Annotated in this window: 21 protein-coding genes; 13 read left to right on the top strand and 8 right to left on the bottom strand. The window is 47.9% G+C overall.

Features of this window, described 5'->3' with window-relative positions; translation table 11 throughout:
- Positions 1-1005: pentapeptide repeat-containing protein (locus ACOJS8_RS07080; protein ID WP_420147839.1), on the bottom strand; the 1005-nt coding region annotated here is incomplete at its 3' end.
- A 180-nt stretch (positions 1006-1185) separates the two neighbouring features.
- Entirely contained in the window at positions 1186-1665 is a 480-nt protein-coding gene (locus tag ACOJS8_RS07075; protein WP_420147838.1) for an SgcJ/EcaC family oxidoreductase, read from the bottom strand.
- Between the two features lie 226 nt (positions 1666-1891).
- Here ACOJS8_RS07075 and ACOJS8_RS07070 point away from each other — a divergent pair, with 226 nt between their 5' ends.
- The 7 genes from ACOJS8_RS07070 to ACOJS8_RS07040 all read left to right on the top strand — a co-directional run bounded on the left by ACOJS8_RS07070 (position 1892) and on the right by ACOJS8_RS07040 (position 10741).
- Positions 1892-2491 (top strand): LutC/YkgG family protein, encoded by a 600-nt coding sequence (locus ACOJS8_RS07070; protein ID WP_420147837.1) that lies wholly within the window; start codon positions 1892-1894, stop codon positions 2489-2491.
- Positions 2492-2587: 96 nt separating this feature from the next.
- Positions 2588-3154: a GNAT family N-acetyltransferase gene (locus ACOJS8_RS07065; RefSeq protein ID WP_420147836.1), complete on the top strand. Its 567-nt coding sequence runs from the start codon at positions 2588-2590 to the stop codon at positions 3152-3154.
- A 126-nt stretch (positions 3155-3280) separates the two neighbouring features.
- Positions 3281-3997, top strand: coding sequence for a (d)CMP kinase (gene cmk / locus ACOJS8_RS07060; RefSeq protein WP_420147835.1), 717 nt, complete (start codon positions 3281-3283; stop codon positions 3995-3997).
- 60 nt (positions 3998-4057) lie between these two features.
- Positions 4058-5110 carry an NAD(P)/FAD-dependent oxidoreductase gene (locus tag ACOJS8_RS07055; RefSeq protein ID WP_420147834.1) on the top strand — a complete coding sequence of 351 codons (1053 nt, stop codon included), beginning with the start codon at positions 4058-4060 and terminating at the stop codon, positions 5108-5110.
- Positions 5111-5295: 185 nt separating this feature from the next.
- Positions 5296-8556, top strand: a complete 3261-nt coding sequence (locus tag ACOJS8_RS07050; RefSeq protein ID WP_420147833.1) for a hypothetical protein — start codon at positions 5296-5298, stop codon at positions 8554-8556.
- Positions 8557-8627: 71 nt separating this feature from the next.
- Positions 8628-9548 carry a PorP/SprF family type IX secretion system membrane protein gene (locus tag ACOJS8_RS07045; protein ID WP_420147832.1) on the top strand — a complete coding sequence of 307 codons (921 nt, stop codon included), beginning with the start codon at positions 8628-8630 and terminating at the stop codon, positions 9546-9548.
- A 143-nt stretch (positions 9549-9691) separates the two neighbouring features.
- The gene (locus ACOJS8_RS07040; protein ID WP_420147840.1) at positions 9692-10741 is read left to right on the top strand and encodes an AAA family ATPase; all 1050 of its coding nucleotides are present in this window, start codon (positions 9692-9694) and stop codon (positions 10739-10741) included.
- A 55-nt stretch (positions 10742-10796) separates the two neighbouring features.
- Here ACOJS8_RS07040 and accC read toward each other — a convergent pair whose 3' ends face one another.
- On the bottom strand, positions 10797-12290 hold the full coding sequence (gene accC / locus ACOJS8_RS07035) for an acetyl-CoA carboxylase biotin carboxylase subunit (protein WP_420147831.1): 1494 nt from the start codon (positions 12288-12290) through the stop codon (positions 10797-10799).
- Positions 12291-12495: 205 nt separating this feature from the next.
- On the opposite strand from accC, the gene ACOJS8_RS07030 reads away from it, so the two are divergent.
- Positions 12496-13800: an aminotransferase class I/II-fold pyridoxal phosphate-dependent enzyme gene (locus tag ACOJS8_RS07030; RefSeq protein ID WP_420147830.1), complete on the top strand. Its 1305-nt coding sequence runs from the start codon at positions 12496-12498 to the stop codon at positions 13798-13800.
- 145 nt (positions 13801-13945) lie between these two features.
- Complete coding sequence (locus tag ACOJS8_RS07025) at positions 13946-14131, top strand: histone H1 (RefSeq protein WP_420147829.1); 186 nt, start codon at positions 13946-13948, stop codon at positions 14129-14131.
- A gap of 103 nt (positions 14132-14234) precedes the next feature.
- Here the strand turns inward: ACOJS8_RS07025 and ACOJS8_RS07020 are convergent, their stop codons facing one another.
- Positions 14235-15356: a glycoside hydrolase family 18 protein gene (locus ACOJS8_RS07020; protein ID WP_420147828.1), complete on the bottom strand. Its 1122-nt coding sequence runs from the start codon at positions 15354-15356 to the stop codon at positions 14235-14237.
- Positions 15357-15594: 238 nt separating this feature from the next.
- On the opposite strand from ACOJS8_RS07020, the gene ACOJS8_RS07015 reads away from it, so the two are divergent.
- Positions 15595-16236 carry an FISUMP domain-containing protein gene (locus ACOJS8_RS07015; RefSeq protein WP_420147827.1) on the top strand — a complete coding sequence of 214 codons (642 nt, stop codon included), beginning with the start codon at positions 15595-15597 and terminating at the stop codon, positions 16234-16236.
- 198 nt (positions 16237-16434) lie between these two features.
- Complete coding sequence (locus ACOJS8_RS07010) at positions 16435-16842, top strand: VOC family protein (protein WP_420147826.1); 408 nt, start codon at positions 16435-16437, stop codon at positions 16840-16842.
- Positions 16843-16917: 75 nt separating this feature from the next.
- Here ACOJS8_RS07010 and ACOJS8_RS07005 read toward each other — a convergent pair whose 3' ends face one another.
- Genes ACOJS8_RS07005 through ACOJS8_RS06995 form a run of 3 tightly spaced genes read right to left on the bottom strand, consistent with a single transcriptional unit; the run spans position 16918 to position 18723 of the window.
- Positions 16918-17244: a DUF3817 domain-containing protein gene (locus ACOJS8_RS07005; RefSeq protein WP_420147825.1), complete on the bottom strand. Its 327-nt coding sequence runs from the start codon at positions 17242-17244 to the stop codon at positions 16918-16920.
- A 2-nt stretch (positions 17245-17246) separates the two neighbouring features.
- Complete coding sequence (locus tag ACOJS8_RS07000) at positions 17247-17738, bottom strand: hypothetical protein (RefSeq protein ID WP_420147824.1); 492 nt, start codon at positions 17736-17738, stop codon at positions 17247-17249.
- A 46-nt stretch (positions 17739-17784) separates the two neighbouring features.
- On the bottom strand, positions 17785-18723 hold the full coding sequence (locus tag ACOJS8_RS06995; RefSeq protein WP_420147823.1) for an AraC family transcriptional regulator: 939 nt from the start codon (positions 18721-18723) through the stop codon (positions 17785-17787).
- A gap of 79 nt (positions 18724-18802) precedes the next feature.
- Between ACOJS8_RS06995 and ACOJS8_RS06990 the strand changes: the two genes are divergently transcribed.
- Together ACOJS8_RS06990 and ACOJS8_RS06985 are read left to right on the top strand one after the other, a co-directional pair.
- A complete protein-coding gene (locus ACOJS8_RS06990; RefSeq protein ID WP_420147822.1) occupies positions 18803-19381 on the top strand; it encodes a cupin domain-containing protein in 579 nt (192 codons plus the stop codon).
- A 103-nt stretch (positions 19382-19484) separates the two neighbouring features.
- Positions 19485-20522: an aldo/keto reductase gene (locus ACOJS8_RS06985; protein WP_420147821.1), complete on the top strand. Its 1038-nt coding sequence runs from the start codon at positions 19485-19487 to the stop codon at positions 20520-20522.
- Between the two features lie 91 nt (positions 20523-20613).
- Here ACOJS8_RS06985 and ACOJS8_RS06980 read toward each other — a convergent pair.
- The coding region (locus ACOJS8_RS06980) for a DPP IV N-terminal domain-containing protein (protein WP_420147820.1) at positions 20614-22380 on the bottom strand (1767 nt) is incomplete at its 5' end.

The raw sequence follows: 22380 nt of genomic DNA, 5'->3' as shown, positions 1-22380 counted from the left end.
GCGAAAGAGTTTTGACAGAAGCAGCGTCATCTCTTCGGCTTTATCCGGATCGTCATGCACCAGGCTGGCAATGCTATTCAACGAATTATACAGAAAATGCGGGTTGATTTTGGCCTGTAAGGCATCCAGTTCAGCCCGGGTTTTTAATTTCTCCAGATTGAGTAGTTGAAACTCCTGCTCGGAAAGCTTGCGGGTCAGCTGACGACCTTGCTGCAAAACGTACAGGAAAAAATTGGCAATCAGTAAATCGCCCATCACATAAACATACCAGGCCGCCGTATCTTCGATTCCTTCGGGTCGGGTTGCCAGTTTATCAATGTATTGTTTGCCCATAATGACGTAAAGGCCCATGTTGACAACCCAGAAGCTACATATCACGGCGAAACTCATGACCAGATGCCGTTGCCAAACGGCTGAGAACTGGCGGGTGAGCCAACCCGATAAGGACCACGTCAGTAAAAAGACAACGGCTCCATCGGCCATGTTCTGCACAACCAGAAACTTGTACAAACCCGCCATGAGCGGGTCGTTTGCCGTTACGATGAGGTTGGTAAAATAAATAATGGCATTGCAGCCATAAATCAGTAAAGCACCCAGAAAAGCGCCAATAAAGGTGCCCAGACCCGGTTTTTGCAGAATGTTTGTTAACGTGATGGGTTCGGCGCGGTCGGCGGTTGGGGGGCGGTATCGGCTACGTCCGGAGAAATTGAACGTAGCACCTTCCACATTGGCGCCCGTAAGGTCGACGTCTTCCAATCCGCAAAAATTTAAATTCGCTTCATACAAATCGGCTTCGGCAAACGTAGCACCTTCGAGATTGGAAAAACTCAGATCCGCCTGACGAAGAATGGCCCCCCGAAAATTAGCCCGACTAAGGTTTGAAAAGCGAAAGTCAGCTTGGGTCAGGTCAAGGCCACTGAAGTCGAACCCTGCCAGATCGGAGCCCATCATATTGAGTCGTCGGCCGTTTTTGCCAATTGTGCCGATAAGTTGTTCGCGCGTCATGGAGATATAATCGATAGTCGTCAGTTAAGCGTTAGTGGTCGATAATTGAAGCGTTGTCAGAAGTGGTCAATTGGTTTCTGGTTTCATATAGGTGAGAGATCGTCGGCTGGTTTAAATGTAGAGATTTTTTCGATAGTCTACTTGAATAACGGGGAAGCAGTGCGGATTCAGAGCACGGGATTAATTGCTTTTGAATGCCATCAGAATTCGTTGAAACAAGCCTGGTTTTTGAATGCGGCAGTTATGAAAGGCCCGGATTTTCCACTGGTCATTGGCTTTGATCAGCACCGTTGTCTGTATGGATAGGCGATCTAAAGGCGGTTCTTTCTGGAAACGTAGCTGAACCGTTCCCGTTGAATGCACGAGAGCGATGGTGGGGCTCAGAAAAGTAACCCTTGGCGGCTTCGAACCCGTATGCATGGTAGAACCTTTCATGGCCCATGAACTGAATAGCTCCCGGTGAATTTTCTCGTTTTCCTGCCGACCTTTTATGTGCTGCCCCGCAAACGTTACGTAGTCACAATCAGTAGTTAGATGGCTGGCGAAAGCGTTCGCATCGCCTGCATTCCAGGCCTCAGCCAGTTTGTCGAATACCTGACGGATGGCTAATTCTTCCGGTGTAGGACTAGTTGTTGGACGTATCATTACGTTTGTTTCCATGATTGGCCGGTTTTATGGGTTGTTGACATTCTCTTTGCTTTTTCGAGTGCATAAGCGTACTGAAATCCCAGGCAGTTGAATTATGGATTGGATGAGCCAAAACTAGAGCGTCTGTCTGCCGCCCGACCACATTTTCCGACGAATCCCGATAAGGGTGGAGCGAAATCGGGTAGGGGAGAGATGAAGTTATTTTGTAGTATTGGCATTCAATCTCATTTCTTCCATTATGAGTACTCGTGATCAGATGCTTGCCCGCGTTCGGCAAAATAAACCTGAACCTTTACCTCTACCCGACGTTCCGACATTTGTCAACGAATCGGACGACTTATTTACGCGTTTCCGCGATGCCCTGGCGTTTGTCGGCGGAAAGCTGATGGAGTTGAATCCAGGCGATTCACTTAGCGAATCATTACGTCAGTCTTTTCCCGATGCTATACGTGTTGCCTCCTCAGTGCCACTCCCCGGCATTGATCTGGTTTCTGTCGACACTGAAACCGATAAAATGGTGATCGAGCAGATTGATCTGACGGTGCTGAAGGGCGATTTTTTTGTTGCCGAAAACGGGGCTGTCTGGCTGCCGGAGCCTGATATGCTGAATCGATCATTACCATTTATTACTCAGCATCTGGTGCTGGTTGTCGATCGAAACACACTCGTTCCAAATATGCACGTAGCGTATCAACACGTTGATCGGGCGTCTCTTACATATGGCGTATTTATCTGCGGCCCGTCGAAAACGGCCGATATAGAACAATCGCTGGTTGTTGGAGCGCACGGGGCCCGCAGCCTGACCGTTGTGGTAACTGCTGAAATTGGCGATAAATAAGCAAATAGTTATTGCAGCCTGACGTTTGCATCTTTCTTACAAATAGTAACATTTGCCTGTACACATAGTTAGTGACATAACAGACGTTCGCATCCTTTGACTACTACGTTGGTTACCTTCCCGCTTTCTATTGGTCAACTTCGTCCCTGGCGTGAGGGCGACGAAGAATCCTTGGTTCGTCACGCCAGCAATCGACGTATCTGGAATAATGTCCGGGATTTTTTTCCGCATCCGTATACCCCACGCGACGCCAATGCATGGGTACGCTCGAACAGATCCTATCAGCAGCCTAATAATCTGGCGGTTGAAATTGATGGGCAGGCGGTTGGAAACATTGGCTTTACGGTAAAAGACGACATATACCGCTACAATGCCGAAATCGGGTATTGGCTTGGTGAAGATTACTGGGGGCGTGGTATTATGAGCGAAGCCCTGCCTATCATGACAAAGTATATTTTCCAGAATTTTCAGGTGAACCGCATTTTTGCCTGTGTATTGGAAGGAAATATAGGTTCGATGCGTGTGTTGGAAGCGGCCGGTTACCAGCACGAAGCCGTTCATCGAAAAGCTGCCGTTAAAAATAATCAGTACCTGGATGAACATATTTTTGCTATGCTTCGATCCGATTATCGAGCATTAAATCAATTAGTTAGCGAGTATTAGTAAATCGTCAACGCCGAAACGTTTGTCAACAGATTGAAGGCGATAGATGATTTTTACTGAACAATGCTTCATTTTTGCGATTATTCTGATCCTATCTAAGACCGCTTCGGCGGGGATGTACAAGTCATGCCGAAAATTGTCATCGCCATTGACGGCTATTCCAGTTGCGGGAAAAGCACTACAGCCAAAGCCGTAGCTGCCCGACTTGGTTATGGCTATATTGATACTGGAGCCATGTATCGTGCAGTTAGCCTGTTTTTTTTTCAGGAGCACGTTGCGCTAACGAGTCAGAAAGAGGTAACACAGGCCCTGGAGAAAATTCATATTGCCTTTAAGTACAACGCCCGCACAGGGAAGAACGAAACTTGCCTGAATGGCCTCAACGTGGAGGAGGAAATTCGTAAAATGTACATCTCCAACATTGTCAGCGAAGTGAGTGCCATTCCGGAAGTACGCTGGGCGATGGTGGCACAGCAACAAAAAATGGGTCGTCGGCGAGGATTGGTAATGGATGGTCGTGATATTGGCACCAAAGTGTTTCCGGATGCTGAAGTGAAAGTATTTATGACGGCTGATACATATACCCGCGCCAGACGCCGGCAACAGGAATTGCTGGCCAAAGGAGAACTGGTTAATCTGGAAGAGATCATTCAGAATCTTGAAAAACGGGACCTTATCGACACAACCCGTGCCGAAAGCCCACTCGTTCAGGCCCCCGATGCCGAATTACTCGATACGTCGCACATGACTATTGAAGAGCAGGTCGACTGGGTAATTGAACTGGCTGACCGTAAAATGGCTGAACTATATAGAACTAGAATGAAAGTGAAAAATGCAGAATGAATAACAGAACTTGCTGAATCACTTTGGATTATTCATTTTACATTATTCATGAAGTAGCCTATGACAGCCGATTTCCTGATTGTGGGGCAAGGCGTGGCCGGTTCAGTACTAGCCTGGACGCTTGACCAACGTGGCTGTTCGGTCATACTGGCCGATGATCCGGTGTTGCCGTCTGCCTCGGCTGTAGCCGCCGGGATCGTCAACCCGCTCACAGGTCGCAAACTGGTTCGTACCTGGAAAGCCGACGAATTATTTCCGTTTTTAGATCAGTTCTACAGCGGTATTGAGCACGCCCTCGGGGTTCAGTTTTTTCATTCCAAGAATATCTACAGACCGTTTCGGTCCGTTCGCGAACAAACCGATTATCTGGCTTTGCTAGCCGATCCTGCTGTTCGTGCCTACGTAACAGAAACTACGAATGACCAGGTGTACAGCCGATTTATTAATAACCCGTTTGGAGGACTTGAGGTAACGCAGGCGGGGTGGCTCGATTTAAACGAATTTGTACGAGTAGTCAAGGGTTATTTTGTCCGAAAAAACCAGTATTTTGAAGGGCGGATCATCCCCGACGACTTACATATTAAGGCCGATAAAGTTGGCTGGAAAGGCATCGATTTCACCAAAGTGATTTTTTGCGATGGCGTATTGTCTCGCGAAAACCCATTGTTCAGCTGGTTGCCATACAATCCGGTCAAAGGGCAAATTCTTACAGCTGTGGCCGAAGGTTACTCAATCCGAAACATCGTGAATCAGGGAATTTTTATCTTGCCCGTCCGCGATGGCCTGATCCGAATTGGCGCTACGTATAGCTGGCACGATCTAGACTGGCAAACAACCAATGAGGGTCGTGAGTTTCTAGAATCGAAGGTACGTGAGCTGTTGACAATACCATACCAGATTGTTGCGCAGCAGGCCGGTATTCGTCCATCTACCAAAGATCGTCGACCGTTCATTGGCTTGCATCCCGAACATCCAGCGGTCGGAATCTTCGGTGGAATGGGGACCAAGGGTGTTTCGCTGGCACCCTATCTGGCCGAGCAATTTTCCCGATATTTATTAGATGGTGAAGATTTAGAGCCCGAAGCGAATATTAGCCGTTGTGTTTCGTTATAGTAACACGAATTTATAGTATTTATGCTTGTTGATTTATAGTAGTTAATTGCGGTACGAATAGACGTAACAGTTGGCTAGTTATAAATACAAAATCGTAAATTCTGAATAGTAGAACACATTAGTTGGTGAATCAGACATCTATGGATCAGACGTAGTGAAATAGGATGTAGGATGGTCGTTTTATTATGCGAAATCAATACCTTTTGCTGTTAGGCCTGTTGGTAGGTGGCATGAGCGCTGCTTCAGCTCAAAATTTTCCGTCGATGGAGCGATACGGAAAAAACCGTATTCAATACCGCAGCTTTGACTGGAAAACAGTCCGAACCTCAAATTTCGAGATCTATTATTATCAGAATGGTAGACAAATAGCTGATTTAACGGCGCAGTATGCCGAGTCGGAATTTGATCGGATAACCGAACTGCTGGGCTATACACCCTACAATCGGGTCAAGATTTTCCTGTTCAACTCACCGTCTGAACTGGTACAGAGTAATATTGGTATCAATGCGCAGGGCGGATTGAGTAGTCGTGAACAGGATCTGTCAAAATCACGTATTGAAATAGCTTTTACGGGCGACCAGATTAGTTTTCGTCGGCAAATCATCCACGACGTATCAATGCTGTTCGTATACGATATGCTCTACGGAGGTAGCCTGAAAGATGCTCTCCAGAGTTCGCTACTGCTGACATTGCCAGACTGGTTTATGCCCGGTATAGCCTCCTACATTGCTCAGGGTAACAGCCTCGAACTGGATGATTACATGCGGGACGTAGCGTTGACCCATCCTATCAAAAAGGCATCGCTGTTAGCTGGATTAACCGGGCAGGAGGCCGAGCAGGTTGGCCATTCTATCTGGAACTATATTGTTCAGCGTTACGGTCGGGACAACGTGTCCAACATCCTGAATCTGACCCGTATTATCCGGAATGAAGAAAAAAGCATTACCAGTACGTTAGGTGTTCCCTATAGTCGATTTCTGCGCGAATGGCGGGAATACTACGCCGGAATGGCCGGAGCCGTTTCGCAGGCTGGAGGTAGCGATGACTTTCAGCTCAAAGTAAGTTCCGCTGACGATAAATCGTCGCTGATAAGTTTAAAGCTAAGCCCTGATAAACAATATATTGCCTACAGCATTCTGCGCGATGGTAAGTTCCATGTTGAAGTTGTTAACACAGCGAATCGGAAAAAGACAACTGTACTATCGGGAGGCTATCGACTGGATGGGCAGGCTGTACCGACCAGTACGCCGTTGCTGGCCTGGCAACGTGGTAATAATTTGCTGGTTATGACGGATGAGCTGGGGCAGACCAATCTGTATCAGTTCAGTTTTGAAAAGCGACCAAAGCAGGAATTCAAGCGTCAGGTAAAGGGATTGTCGCAGGTAGTCTGGATGGATGCCTCCGACGATGGGGGAAGCCTGATTCTGAGTGGCGACCGGAATGGGCAGAACGACCTGTTTTTGTACAGCATCAATCGGGGATCGTACCAACAGATAACCAACGATCTCTACGATGATTTATACCCGGCGTTTGTTGGCCGTACAGCCCGTCAGGTTGTTTTCAGTTCGAACCGTCCATCAGATACCCTTGGGGTCGATAAAGGGTCGTACAAAACGATTCGCGACCACATGATGCTCTTTTCGCACGAAGGCAGTGCCCGGGACTTATCAGTGGTTCGGCTGACAGATTCCCTTTCGCACGCAACCCAACCAATCCCCGCCAACGAAACGACGGTTTATTTTCTGAACGATATAAACGGCATTCGGAATTTATATCGCCTTGATACAGAAAGTAAATCAGTTGGTCAGGTAACCGCTTTTTCGCAAAGCATTCGTCTGTACGACCTAAATCCGGCCAATGGGGCGTTTGTGTACAGCAGTCTGAAAGATGGCGACGAATACATTGGTTTCCGATCGCAGCTTAATCTGAGCCAGACAGTCGCGTCAACGCCCACCCAGCGGGCAGCAGCCATTAATCGACTGAATGCACAGACGACCGCTCGGCCAAATCAGGTTAAAGCAGATACGTCAGCGACTCAGGCTAAACCCGTAACGACCGATTCAAGTGCAGTAACACAACCTGCCCCTGCTTCCAAGCTGGTTTTAGGGCCCGGTGAGGTCGATACTGATAATTATCAGTTCGATGCCGACGTACTAAAAGCAACCGAATATCGACAGCGCCGTACGGGAGTTGGTGCACTGCCTGGCCTTACAACAACGACTCCGTTACGTAACCGGCGCCGGGAGAATATCACAATACGTGGACCGTTTGATTACAAAAGCACATTTGGGATCAATGACGCGCCGTCAAACTGGCGTATCGATCCCGTTCGAGGGTTTGGCTATACACAGGAAGTTACGTTAACGGATTTACTGGAAAACCATGTACTACGTGCCGGTGGCTTCCTGAGCCTGACCAATGCGCTTCACAACAGCGATTTATTCGCCGAGTATACCAACCTGACACATCGTATCGACTTTGGCGCTCGCTTTGACCGGCAAACGCTTTTTATTCCTGATGCCGGGTTGACGCAGAAAAACCGGTACAACCGACTTATGGTATCAGCCTCGTACCCGATCTCGGTGAACAGCCGGTTTACGGTAGCGCCATTTTACGCCATGACCCGCCTGATCGATCTGTCGTCGTTTGCCTTGCCAGACCTTGTTTCCGATTACGCCGGGGTGCGGGGTGAGTTTGTATTCGATAACAGCGTCACGAACGGGATGAATATGACCGTTGGCTCGAAAATTAAACTTCGGTATGAAGAATATGCCGGGCTCCGTTCGTCGGCTGAGAGTTTCCGTCGACTTTCTCTTGATGCGCGCCATTACCAGAAAGTTCATCGCGATATTGTACTGGCTCTTCGCTTTTCCTTTAGTCAGTCAGGAGGAGCATCTCCCAAGCAAAGCACATTGGGCGGTGTAGAAAACTGGATAAATAACCAGAAAGAGTCTATTTCCTCAAACCCACTGCTGGTACCTAATACGGTACGTAACGAGATTCCGTATGATTACCGTAATACGTTCTTCCTCGACTTTGCAACTCCTTTGCGTGGATTCAAGTGGGGAAAACTGACCGGTAACAGCCACATGTTGTTTAACGCGGAGCTACGAGTACCTTTGATTCGCTATCTGTATCGCGGTAACGTAACGTCCAATTTCCTGCGTAATCTCCAACTGGTTGCCTTCTCGGATATCGGTACTGCCTGGACGGGTAACGGTCCGTTTAGCCAGCAAAACAGCTTAAATACGGAAGTCGTTGGCGGAGGAACCATTCCCTTCCGGGCTATCGTAACCAACTTTAAAAATCCGTTCCTGATTGGGTATGGAGCGGGTGTTCGAACAATGATCTTTGGCTATTTTGTCAAATTCGACTACGCCTGGGGGCTTGAGGATAAAACTGTTGGTAAACCAATTGCTTACCTCTCGCTCGGATATGATTTTTAGACGTTGATTTTTTCAGTAATAAGAGAGCCTTTTAGCATAGTCTGGGAGGCTCTTGACCTTTTTGTCGCTCTATGCCGAAAATTTCCTTAAAACAAGTCGCTCTTTTCCTGACTGTCAGCTTTGGTTTGCTGTTAATAAGCCAGCGTGCTCAGGCCCAGAAAGAAGTACTGTATTCTGAATATCTGCAGAATCCGTTGAGTATTAACCCCGCTTATGCAGGCAGCCGGGAATCATTTCACTTGTCGGCCTTTCTGCGTCGAAAATGGTTCAGTGTACGTTACGCACCCATCACGCAAAGTGTTTCGGCCGATGGCGCTGTCGCTAATGGACGCGTTGGCCTTGGATTTCAGGCGCTGAATGATCGGATGGGCCTGTTTGCCGCAACAGGTGCATACGGTAACGTAGCGTATCGGTTCAATCTGCCCGCTTTGGCTAAACTGGCTATTGGGGTTCAGGGGGGTGTTACGGTACTGCCTCTTTATGATTTTGCCAGCGCCACTGTTTTGAATCGCGCTACGGCGAGTTTTGGGGTGGGAATTCATTATCAGTCAGATCGCTTTTTCGCCGGACTTTCTGCGCCGGAACTGGCCGGACGTACACTCAATTTCTCTGGCCAGGCGGCTTATCAGGCCATTCGGCCCATAATGCTGCAGGTGGGCGTACCGTTTGAAGTGGACGATAATACGATTCTGATCCCTTCGATTCTGATTTCGAAAATAGGCGCACGTCCAATAGGGGTTGATATTAACCTACGCGCCTGGTTCAACGAAGAAATAGGATTAGGTCTGTCTTATCGGCAGAATAGCCCCGGCCTTATTTCCACAAATTACCTTCAGGCGTTTGCCGAGTATCAACTGACGAAGTCGATTCGGCTGGGATACATATTTAATTCCAAAACGCCTGAAAGCCCCAATGCGATGCAGTTCGATCAGAATAGCGTTCATGAAATAATGCTTCGCTTCTCACCGAACGTACTGCGATTTACGTATTAAACAATGAACAAGTACGTTTTAAGGGGCATACATCGTTTTTTTCGATAACTTAGTCCCTCAGAAACGTAACGAAGCCCCTTTTGAAACCACGCGAAGAGATTTCCAGGGACGAACTGTTGCGCTATCTGTCGGCCAACAGTAGTATGCCCAACCAAGCAATTATTCAGAATCTGTATATTCCCAGTGACCTTGACCGGGAATTTCCACTGGCTCCGCATTTCGTGCAGACGTTCGGTAGTTATCCGAACTATCTTCATTTTAATGATGATTTCAAGCCGTCGGCACAGCAGTTGCTGGAGAGCCGTAACTTTGTGCTTATCAATCAATCGGCCCGGATTACGGAGCAGGGATGGCACGTAATAGAGCGTATTTATCAGCACGAAGACGGCCTGATTCTTAAAGCGGAATTTGTGGGCGAGCGCTTTTTTCGTCTGTATGGCTACTTTCGCGACGAAGTATCCGCAAAATCACTACTGGATGGTTTCCAGGCACATGCCTACGTGCATGAAGAAAATCAGACGCATATTTATCTAATACAGAGTGGATTAGGCGGCTTGCATACGGAGCGGGTCGAAATTCTCCCCCCCGATATTAACCTTGAACTGCATTACAATGAGGACTTCCCTGCGGTTCATGAGCGCCTGGTCAATTTGTTGGCGCAGCCTAAGAGCAAGGGACTTGTTTTGCTACACGGTGAACCCGGAACAGGAAAAACAACCTATATCAAATACCTGAGTTCGCTGGTGAAAAAGGATATGCTCATCCTGCCGCCGTACATGACCAACTACCTGACCTCGCCCGAGATCATCCCGTTTCTGCTGGACAATAAAGAATCTGTGCTGATAATCGAGGACGCAGAGCGAATCCTGCAATCGCGCGAAGCAGGCGGAGATACAAACAGCGTATCAAACATCCTGAATCTTACCGACGGACTGCTGGCCGATTGTATGCATATTCAGGTAATTGCTACGTTCAATGCCAGCAAGCATTTGCTGGATAAAGCATTGCTGCGGAAAGGACGGCTGATGGTTGACTATGCGTTTGGTAAACTGGCCCCAGCGAAAGCAAACAGCTTACTGGCGCATTTGGGTATGGAATACCGGACGGATCAGGCCATGACGCTCGCGGATATTTTCAACCTTGATGAGCAAACCGTTTCGGGAGAACGGTTTGAAGTGCGAATGGGATTCTAATCGTCATGGAATTAGCAACGTAATGCTAATTCCATGTAGGCTACCAACCGACGTATCAGCCCAATCGGTTAGCTTTCCACTTGCTGCGACTTTCTTTTGTTATAGCTACAGCATTGGCTTTCGGTTTGGCTGTATCCAGTAAATAGGCGGCCAGAACGGCGGCTAACCTGGTTTCTTCCGGGCCTGGTTCTGCAATAAGTTTATCCGGTGTAAAATATTTACTGACAAACCCAGTGTCGAACTGCCCGGAGCGGAAAGCTTCATGCTCCATCACGAATCGGCAGAAAGGCAGCGTCGTCTGCACACCCGAAATCTGGTATTCGTCGATGGCACGAATCATTTTCTGGATGGCTTCTTCGCGACTGTCGCCATACGTAATGAGTTTGGCAATCATTGGGTCGTAATAAATCGGAATGGACATCCCTTGCTCGAATCCATCATCCACCCGAACGCCGTTGCCCTGGGGTCGTACATACGTATCGAGAGTACCTACGTCGGGCAGGAAATTGTTGGCCGGATCTTCGGCATAAACGCGTATTTCGACTGCATGTCCCTTAATTTTCAGATCTTCCTGCTTAATAGCCAGCGGCTTACCTTCAGCAATATAGATCATCTGCTTCACCAGATCTACGCCCGTAATCTGCTCCGTAACGGGGTGTTCAACCTGAAGCCGCGTATTCATTTCCAGAAAATAGAAGTCGAGCTTATCGTTGACAATAAACTCAACGGTACCCGCCCCGTAATAACCACAAGCGCGTGCTACGTCGACGGCCGCCCGGCCCATTGCTTCACGAATTTCCGGCGTCAGAATTGCCGACGGCGCTTCTTCGACCACTTTCTGATGCCGACGCTGCACCGAACATTCGCGCTCGAAGAGATGAATAATATTGCCATGCTGGTCGCCCAGAACCTGAATCTCAACGTGTCGTGGCGACGTAACGTACTTCTCGATAAATACTGAACCGTCGCCAAAAGCAGATTGCGCTTCGCTAACCGCTCGATCCATCTGCTCGTCAAAATCGGCTTCGCTCTCCACTACGCGCATACCTTTACCGCCCCCGCCGGCGCTGGCTTTGATCAGAATTGGATAACCGATCTGAGCCGAAATAACCTTTGCTTCGTTACGGTCCGTAATGGCTGAGGGCGTACCGGGCACCATTGGAATATTATACGTAGCAACGGCCGCCTTAGCCGCTAATTTACTACCCATCACCTCGATGCTTTCGGGCGACGGACCAATAAAAATCAAGCCTGCTTCGCGCACAAGATGGGCGAAATTGGCATTTTCAGACAGAAATCCGTAGCCGGGATGAATGGCATCGACCTGCAACTGTCTGCAGACCTCAACAATTACATCCGCCCGCAAATACGATTCAGAAGAGGGAGCCGGACCAACGCATACCGCTTCGTCGGCGTAACGGACGTGAAGCGCATTCCGATCCGCTTCCGAGTAAATAGCTACCGTTTGAATACCCATTTCGCGGGCGGTCCGCATAATTCTCAGGGCAATTTCGCCCCGGTTGGCAACGAGGAGTTTTTTTATCGTCATCAGGTAGTTATTGATTGAAGATCGTTACACTGTTATTCATTGTAGCTTCCAATTAATGACAGTGTAATGATCTCCACTGGCTATATAAAGACAATAATACGGAATTGAATTTTTCAATATCAATTTGCGCTACCAAAAGTTAACCGTATTTTTGCACTTAGCATATAAATAAACAAGGCTTTCGCCTGATAAACACCAATAAAAAGTGGATTTATTTGAGAAACTGCGTAACAACCTTGGGCCTATCGGTTCGCCAGCCCGGGAGTTCAATGGTCACCACTACTTTGCATTTCCCAAACTTGAAGGCGAACTCGGTCCGCATATGCGTTTTCGGGGGAAAGACGTTCTGAACTGGAGCCTGAACAATTATCTGGGTTTAGCAAATCATCCTGAGATCCGCAAGACAGATGCTGAAGCATCTGAGCAATGGGGACTGGCCTATCCAATGGGCGCCCGAATGATGTCGGGTAACAGCGACCTGCACGAACAGTTTGAGAAGGAACTCGCCCAGTTTGTTGGCAAAGAAGATGCCTTTTTATTGAACTATGGCTACCAGGGCGTTATGTCGGCGATTGAAGCTGTAGTCGATCATCGCGATGTGATCGTGTACGATGCCGAATGCCACGCCTGCCTGATTGACGGAATTCGGCTGCATAAGGCCAAAATGGGCGAATACTACAAGTTTAACCATAACGACATGGACAGCCTGGAGAAAAATCTTCAGCGGGCTACCAAAAAAGCTGCCGAAAAAGGAGGAAGCATCCTCGTTATTACGGAAGGCGTATTTGGCATGTCGGGGAAAGTAGGTAGCCTGGATCAGGTTGTCGCCCTCAAGGAAAAATATGAATTCAGATTATTGGTTGACGATGCGCACGGGTTTGGTACGATGGGTGCAACTGGCGCAGGGGTTGGCGAAGCACTAGGCTGCCAGGACGGAATCGATCTATATTTCTCAACCTTTGCCAAGTCGATGGCGGCAATTGGGGCCTTCATTGCTGCCGACCACGACATTATTATGTACCTCAAGTACAATATGCGGTCGCAGACATATGCGAAGGCGTTGCCAATGCCTTACGTAGTGGGTGGGCTGAAACGATTGGAAATGATTCGGAATTCGTCGGAATTCCGGGATAAACTCTGGCAGAATGTGCGGGCATTGCAAAGTGGTCTGCGCGAACGTGGTTTTGACATTGGCGATACGCAGTCGCCTGTAACACCGGTATTCCTGCATAATCTGGAAGGCGGTGTTCCGGAGGTAGCTGCTTTAACGGCGGATTTGCGGGAAAATATGGGCGTCTTCTGCTCGATTGTTGTGTACCCCGTTGTGCCGAAAGGAACGATCATGCTACGTATCATTCCGACCGCTGCTCATTCGCTGGAAGATGTGGAATATACACTGAATGCCTTCGCGAAAATGGGCGAAAAGATTAAACAGGGTGTTTACCGGAATTATGTACCCCCTGTGGCTCCAAAAACGCTTGAAGTATCGGCCGAAGCAGCCACTGAATAGGGTTTTGGTCAAAAAATTGCATTTTTTAGCTATTTTTTTGTCTTAGCTATTGCGCTGTATGAGAGAATGAGTAAATTTCAGCCGAAAACCGCGTTTTTAGCGGAATTTGGGCATTTATTACACACTTAAACCCATACAAATTGCTATGGCACGCTTCGATGAAGTAAAGAATTTGGTCATGTCTCTGGAAGCTGATTTCGAGAAGTTTTACGAGAAAAACAACCAGGCTGCTGGAACTCGCGTCCGTAAAGGGATGCAGGATTTAAAAACGCTGGCGCAAGATATCCGCTCGGAAGTTCAAAATACTAAGAACACCGCCACAAAAGAGTAATCTCTTCAATTACATAAAACACCCTCGATAGCCACTTAACTGTCGAGGGTGTTTTGTTTGGAAGCCAGCTATGCTCTCCGGCCAATGTCCTGACTGATTTATCCTATTGGAATTGGCGGTCAATCTCACTCAGCAAATATCCTTTCGGATCGCTGAAATACTCCCAGAACATTACACCCGCCAGGCCTTTCTTTTTCACGTAGCGACACTTTTCTTTCACGGATTGCTCATCGTCGTAGGAGACAAATTGTTTCAGGTCGGCATTGTACAGATACGGCGCTTTGGCCTTACGGTCCCAATTTCGTTTGTAAGCCGGGTTCGTAAGCAAACTATCTTTGATAAACGTATAGCCACCGCCCCGCTCTACTTTCGCAATGGTACGCGGATGTACGTCAGGATCACCATTCTGCAATTGCCAGGCCCGCCCGTAGAATGCCAGACCCAGCACCAGTTTGTCAGCCGGAACCCCCGCCTGTTTGTACAGTTTTACGGCATTGTCGCCCGATTGCTCATTATCTACCTTGCCGGTTGCGTACAGATTCGTGTGGTGCCCCGCTAAGGGACCACCCGTAAAGTGGTCATAAGCCATTACGTTAATGTAATCCATGTATTGATGCGCCTTTGCCATATCCGTATGTGTGAAAATGGCATTGAAACCGGGCAGGGCTGTCGTTACGTAGTATTTTTTACCGGTCTGTTTGGTAAGACCATCCAGCTGTTCGCGTAACGCTTTGAACATGAGCGTGAAATTCTCTTTGTCTTCGGGCCGAAATACGTTGTCTTCACCTTTCATACCAGGGTATTCCCAGTCAATATCGATACCATCCAACTGGTATTCGCGAACAATATCGACCGCCGAAGCCGCAAATGCCACCCGCGACGTATCGCTAAAAACAGCGTCGGAAAAATTCTCACTCCAAGCCCACCCTCCAATGGAAATTAGGATCTTCAGATCGGGATTACGTAGTTTAAGATTGTTGAGTTTCCGGAAATTTGTGGAATCCGTAGCGAGATTGTGCAACCACGCGCGGTTATTTTTGACGTCAATGAACGCGTAATTGATGTGCGTCAGTTTTTCGGCGGCAATCCCGTCGGTATCAACCAACCCGCGAAAACCACCGACGTAGGCTAATACAATGGGTTTCGTTTTTGGGGCTGGCTTAAAACTAGCATTCAATAAAAACGTAAAAGCTAAAACGCTGAGAATAAGAAAGGAACGTAGCATATAGGTTTGGTCGGCTTAGTGCCAATCGTAAAAGTAATTTGTCTGAACTATTTAATGGAAAACAAGGCTGGATTTCAATTTATCCGCTAATACGTAGCGTCGAGTCAAACAAGCAATTACTATCCATAGGCATAATCTGACAATTCAGGCTCTCTTTTTTACAGCCGGTCATACACTTCTTTTAAGCCGCCCTTCAACCGATTTGATTTGTAAATAATCTTACCAAATCAACCTGAAAATGATACGTATATCCAAGAAACGCTATGGTTTCCCCACATCTACTGTCTGGATCATTCTTTGTCTACTGATATTAACAGCCGGTAAACAAAACCAGGATAATACGCCTGCACCGCAGGCAACGACGGTCTCAATCAATGGTAAAGATTATCCGGTTCGCACCATCGGCAATCAGGTCTGGACGGTTGCTAATTATGAAGGACCGGGAGGAATAGCCTATGGAACCGGTAACGAAAAATCCGAATATGGACGATATTATACCCTGGATGAAGCTAAAGCGATTGTTGTACCCGCTGGCTGGCGGCTACCAACACGTCAGGACTATACGACCTTAGCTGAAAGCCAGGGAGTTGTTTTTTCCGCTAACCGGGCCACAGCCCAGGAAGCTATCAAGAAGCTGACGTCGACTACGAACTGGCGGACCATTCCGGGCACAAATGCTTCTGGGTTCAACGCCTATCCAGCGGGTTACAGTTATCAGAACAGTGCTCCAATAGATGGCGATATTAGTGAATTCTGGACAGCCGAAGGTACTACGTTCAGTATTCAGGAAGACGCTCAGGGGAAAGCCCACAACATCGTATTTTACGGTAATGAAAGCGTTGGCTATCGCTTTAACGTGCGGTTCGTAAAAAATACGTAGAATACAATATGTTGTTGATTAGTAGATAGTTATTGTTGGGTTTCTATTGCTGATCATTAGCTTTATTTTCTTCCTTTGAGGACATGAGAATGTCGGAAAAAGTTGTCGGGATTGCCCCGTTTATTGTCGGATATACACCCCCTTTGTTCGGGTCGTAGGTGGTATTTTTGTTAGGTAAACATCAAACAACAACTACGTATGGCAACCAAAATTTTTGTAAATCTGCCCGTTAAAGACCTGAACAAATCGGTTGAATTCTTCACAAAACTCGGTTACAGTTTCAATAAACAATTCACCGACGAAAACGCTACGTCCATGATTATCGGCGAGGACATCTACGTCATGCTGATTGTCGAGCCGTTTTTCAAAAATTTTACGAAAAAAGAAATTATTGATACGTCTGGCAGCACGGAGGTAATTGTATCGCTTTCGGCAGATAGTCGGGAAGAGGTAGATGAACAACTGGCAAAGGCCGTGGCAGCCGGGGCCACTACCCCCAACGAACCAATCGAAATGGAAGGCATGTATGGTCGCAGTTTCGACGATTTAGATGGTCATCATTGGGAATATATGTATATGGACCCCGCCATGCTTAAACAGGAGTAGACAATGCTACGTATAAAAATAGCCCGGAATCAGCTATCGATTCCGGGCTATTTTTATACATTACAGATAAGATAGTTAATTGCCCGATTCGTTTGCCGGATCGATTTTACTCAGTATCGTTTTATCGATGTAGAACGTACCAAACGGAATCAGACAAGCTAGCAGAACTTTCCAGGTCGTTGTCATAAACTTCCAGTTGTACTCCACGCCAACGCTGATGGTGTTGAAAACGAATAGCAGGAACAAAACGCCATGGATGGGACCAATTGCCTTAACCAGCGTCGGATCACCGAATATATGTTTGGCAGGAACGGCAATACCAATCAGCAATAGTAACGAAATTCCTTCCAGTAAGCCGATTAAGCGTAGTCGCCCGATGTTTGTGACAAGATAATGTTTCATAGTTAGTACGGTCTGAAATACGGTCTGTTTGCTAGCGGTGAAAACGGCCACGGAATGGCCAGAAAGATGAGCCCAAGCGCTACGGAAAACCAAACCAGCATCGTTCTGAACTTCTCGGTATCCGTCGGTCTGCGTTTCGCCAATGCCGAGCCAACGGTTATGACAACGATGGCGATAAGCATAAGCACGAAGTGAATAAGACCAAAAAACGTCAGATCGATACGTTGAATTTCCTGCTTAAAATTAGCAAAGAAATACTTGATAATCGGGCTGGTGAAGTACAAGGTAAAGCCAAGTGTCAACTGAATATGCGCAAGGGTAGCTGTCCAGTGCCTAACCGAATTGTCGGCTTTAGTGAACAGAGTCTTGCCGGTATAGCCCCGATACGCCCTGAAAATGGCATAGCCTAAACTTAGTAAAACCAGCCAGCGAAATAGAGAATGAAAAAAAAGAAGTGATGAGTACATATGCGTTACGTTGGTTCCGCGCTGCAAAGGTCAACGTAACGGCTGGTTTTGTTTAGGACAGACAACGCGGATTTTAGGACTTTTCAATCATTTGCCGGAAAGCCAATGGCGTAATACCTTCGTATTTCTTGAACAAACGACTAAAATAAGAAGCATCAAAAATGCCCACCTCGGCTGCTACGTTGCTGATAGACAGGGTGCTTTGATGCAACAATACTTTGGCTTCCAGTACAATCGCTTCGTCGATCCACTTGGTAGGCGACTTACTCGTAATGGTCCGAACGGATTTATTAAGGTGGTTGGGCGTAATATTCAGCAGCGATGCGTAGTCGGTGACGCGATGATGCGTTCTAAGGTTTGAAAACAGCAATTCTTTAAACTGGTTGGTAATCATAACCGCATTTGTCTGCGGACTGATCGACATCGGTTTATAAACACGGTTTATCTCACTAAGAAGCGCAATAAAATACGGCTGAACGATGTCCAGATTTGTCAGACCGTTTTCTGTGTATTCGAGTAACAGGCGCTTGAAAAGAGGTAGCACAAAACCAGACGTCTGTTCGCCCAGTCTGATACGTGGGTTGCCCCAAACGCGCAGAAATTCAAAGTCTTTCAGCAGCTCAGCCTTGCCGAATTTCCCGATAATGATGTCGTTGTGGAAGTTACAGAGGTAACCCTGATTCAGATCGACGTTGGTGAATGAAAAAACCTGACCTGCCGGAACTACCAGACACTCATCTTTGAAAATCGTATAGGTATCGCTGCCAATGGTCATAACAGCTTCGCCATCGGTAAGGTAAATCAACGTATGGTTTGTGCTTCGGATGGGAGGGACCGGAAGCTTAATCAGGCGAATCAGCTCTTCAACCTTCACGGTAAAAAACTTGCCAAAATCGAGCTTCAGCAACGTATCGGTACGTGGCTCGGGCTGAATATAATTTTCCCGGAACGATTCAACGCTGTAGGTTTTTATCTTGCTTCTGCTCACCTGTTTTGCTTTCAATTGGATCAAAACTACGCGAAATTCTGGTAGGAGGAGCCTGAGTTTTTGGAAGAAAAGTATCTTTGAGACCTGGTGAACGAATAACCGTATGAACCGAACCGAATTTCTTTCACTCGGGGGCTTCCCTCTCCTGTTAGCGCTTACTGCCATGACTCAGCACGACATTGAACCTGAAACGTTTCTGTTTAAAGATGACGGAAAAATTCCCAATAGCAAATATCCGCTGCTGCTGTATAGGAAGGCGTTTCAGGCAACGGGATCGGCGGGCGCGTTGGGGCTAGAAGAGCATTTTGCCGCCAACAACTGGACCAACTCCTGGCGCAATGGCGTTTTTACGTATCATCATTATCATAGCACAACGCACGAGGTTCTGGGCGTTTATAGCGGGTCGGCATTGCTGCAACTGGGTGGCGAAAAAGGGGAGAAGGTACGGGTTCAGGCGGGTGATATTGTTGTAATTCCGGCGGGCGTAGGCCACAAAAAACTGGAATCGTCAGCGGATTTTGGCGTAGTAGGTGCGTACCCCGACGGGCGTAATTACGATACGTTACGTGGTGAGCCCGGCGAGCGCCCGCAGGCTGACAAAAACATAGCCGCTGTGCCACTACCTGCCACCGATCCGTTTCTGGGAAAGCGGGGTGGACTGGGCGATTTCTGGAAAGAGTAGGACGTATCGTTGGTTTTAAAGCTCTTTTTGAACTTAGAACCTACTGCTCGTTTTTAACAGGTAGTCGGGAAAATTATTCCTGACTGAATCAACGTAAAAAACTATGGAATACAGACAATTGGGAGCTTCAGGACTGTTCGTGCCGGTGCTAAGCTTTGGTACGGCTACGTTCGGCGGACAGGGCGACTTTTTTAAAGCCTGGGGCAACACGCAGGTGGAGGAAGCTACGCGGCTGGTCGATCTTTGCCTGGATGCGGGCGTCAATCTGTTCGATACGGCTGATGTTTACTCGACAGGGGCGTCGGAAGAAATTCTGGGCAAAGCCATTGCCGGAAAACGTGATAAAGTGCTCATTTCCACGAAAGCTACGTTTACGTTTGGCGAAGCGCCCAATAATCAGGGTTCGTCGCGTTTGCATCTATTGAAGCAGTGTGAAAGCAGCCTTAAGCGCCTGAATACAGACCATATCGACATTTATCACATGCACGGCTTTGATGGAAATACGCCCGTCGAAGAAACGCTACGTACGCTTGATGATCTGGTTCAGAGTGGCAAGGTGCGCTACATTGCCTGCTCTAATTTTTCGGGTTGGCATCTGATGAAATCGCTGGCTATTTCGGAGAAATACGGCTGGAACCGCTACATAGCGCATCAGGTTTACTACTCGCTCGTCAACCGGGAGTATGAGTGGGAACTGATGCCGCTGGGTATCAATCAGAACGTTGGCGCGTTTGTCTGGAGTCCATTAGCCGGTGGTCGGTTAGGCGGCAAATACGGACGTAACAAACCGAAACCAACCGAAGGGCGCGTTGTGGAAGGAGGGAGCCCTGTTCCGCAGGCTGTTGTATCGGAAGAAACGTTCTATAACATCACCGATGCGCTGGAAGAAATTGCCGAAGAAACCGGAAAATCAGTGGCACAGGTGTCGCTCAACTGGTTGCTGCATCGGCCCACGGTTTCGAGTATCATCATCGGGGCACGTAACGAAGAGCAACTCAAACAGAATCTGGAGGCTGTGGGCTGGAATCTGACCATCGATCAGATCAAAAAACTAGACGCGGCTAGCGACGTACCAACGATCTACCCGTACTGGCATCAACGCCAGAATCTGACCCTGAATCCATTACCGAAGTTTTATTGATAATTTGTCATTCCGACCGTAGGGAGGAATCTCAAGCTTGATTTATTGGAGAATTGGATTCCTCCCTACGGTCGGAATGACAAAAATGTGATTAATTCGCCCGATTGCGCGGATCGGGTTTTATCTCCACCAGAAATTCCTTTGGCGGTTCGACTCCCAATAGATTCTTGACGAAGTAATCCCAACGACGACGCATCATGTACGAACTGTAGGGGCCAAACGCGTGTGCACTGTTCGGGAAAATCACCAGATCATAATCTTTGTTGGCTTTTTCCAGCGCTTCAACCACCAGCAACGTATTGTAAGGCGGTACGTTGTTGTCCATCATGCCGTGGGCCAACATCAATTTGCCTTTCAGATTTTTGGCGTAATTCTGATTCGCCTGCGCTTCATAATCAGCGTTAGCGGCTAAACCGTTGTAGCGCTCGCCCCAGTCGTCTTCGTAATTGCGGTTGTCGTGGTTGCCTGATTCGGAAATACCGACTTTGAAGAAATCGGGGTACCGGAACATGGCCGTAGCCGTGGCAAATCCACCACCCGAATGCCCCCAGATACCAACGCGGCTGGTGTCGATGTACGAATATTTCTGAGCTAGTTGCTGAATGCCCGTTATCTGGTCACGTAGCGTATTGTCGGCCATATTACCGTAGCTCATGTCGTGAAAGCTCTTGGAACGTAGCGGATTGCTCGTTCCTTCAATTTCGACCACGATAAAGCCAAGCTCCGCCAATGCCTGATTGTCGCGACGCGCGGCCGAAAACGACCAGTTGCCCACGCTGCCGCCCTGCGGACCCGGATAAATGTAATCGATGATCGGGTATTTCCGGGTCGGGTCAAGCTGGGTCGGTTTGTACATCAATCCATACAAATCAGTTTTACCATCATGCGCTTTTACCGTAATAGGCGTAGGCGGTTGCCAGCCGGTAGCGGTCAGTCGGGAAATGTCCGTTTTTTCGAGCGTCGTACTAATTTTCCCGTCCTTGTTACGTAGCACGATGATTGCCGGAACATCCGGTTTTGAATACGTATCGATAAAGTAATTGCCTGATGGCGAAAACGTTATCTGGTGATTGCCTTCTTCGGGCGTCAGTACCGCAAAGTTTTTACCATCAAATCCGATTTTGCAGAGCTGACCAAAATACGGGTTAACCGCTTGCCGTCCGTTAGCCATGAAATAAAGCACCCGCTTCGTTTCATCCACTTTCAGTAGCTTCGTAACCAGCCAGTCGCCTTTGGTAATCTGATTCTTGAGTTTTCCAGTCTGCGCGTCGTACAGATAGAGATGCCCCCAGTTGTCGCGCTCCGAAAACCAGATAAACTCGTTCGTTTTGTCGAGATAGCGCCAGTTGATGGCGCCCCAGCCCGATTCATATTGCGTCGGAACGATTTCTTCAAAAACCTCACGTACTGCCCCCGTTGCTGCATCGGCCAGCCGCATTTTCTCGTGTTTATGATCGCGGGAGGTCGACACAAAAGCCAGCTTTGAACCGTTCTCGTTCCAGTTTACGTCATCAAACGTACCGCTGCTCGAAATGTCGTCACTTAACGTAGCGCGGTGCGGATCGGGTGGAATCTGCAACGAAATCACTTTCGGGTTATCGACGTCAATAATAACCCGGTGTATCGTAGCAATGTCCTTATCGCCGGGCAGCGGATATTTCCACTGTTTTAAGGTCGGTTTTCCTACATTGGTCGTAACCAGATACATATCGCTCACGTTACGTTGATCCTGCCGGAACGTAGCAATTTTCTTCGAATCCGGCGACCATTGCAGAATGGCCCGCTCACTCGATCGCCAGCCTGCATTGTCGGTAGCGTAGCCGAAATCCTTAACGCCGTCGGTCGTAAGCTGCGTTTG

It is taken from the genome of Spirosoma sp., assembly GCF_048594605.1.
Classification (GTDB): Bacteria; Bacteroidota; Bacteroidia; order Cytophagales; family Spirosomataceae; genus Spirosoma.
Note: the sequence above shows the minus strand (reverse complement) of the source record. Positions and strands in the feature narration are given on the sequence as shown.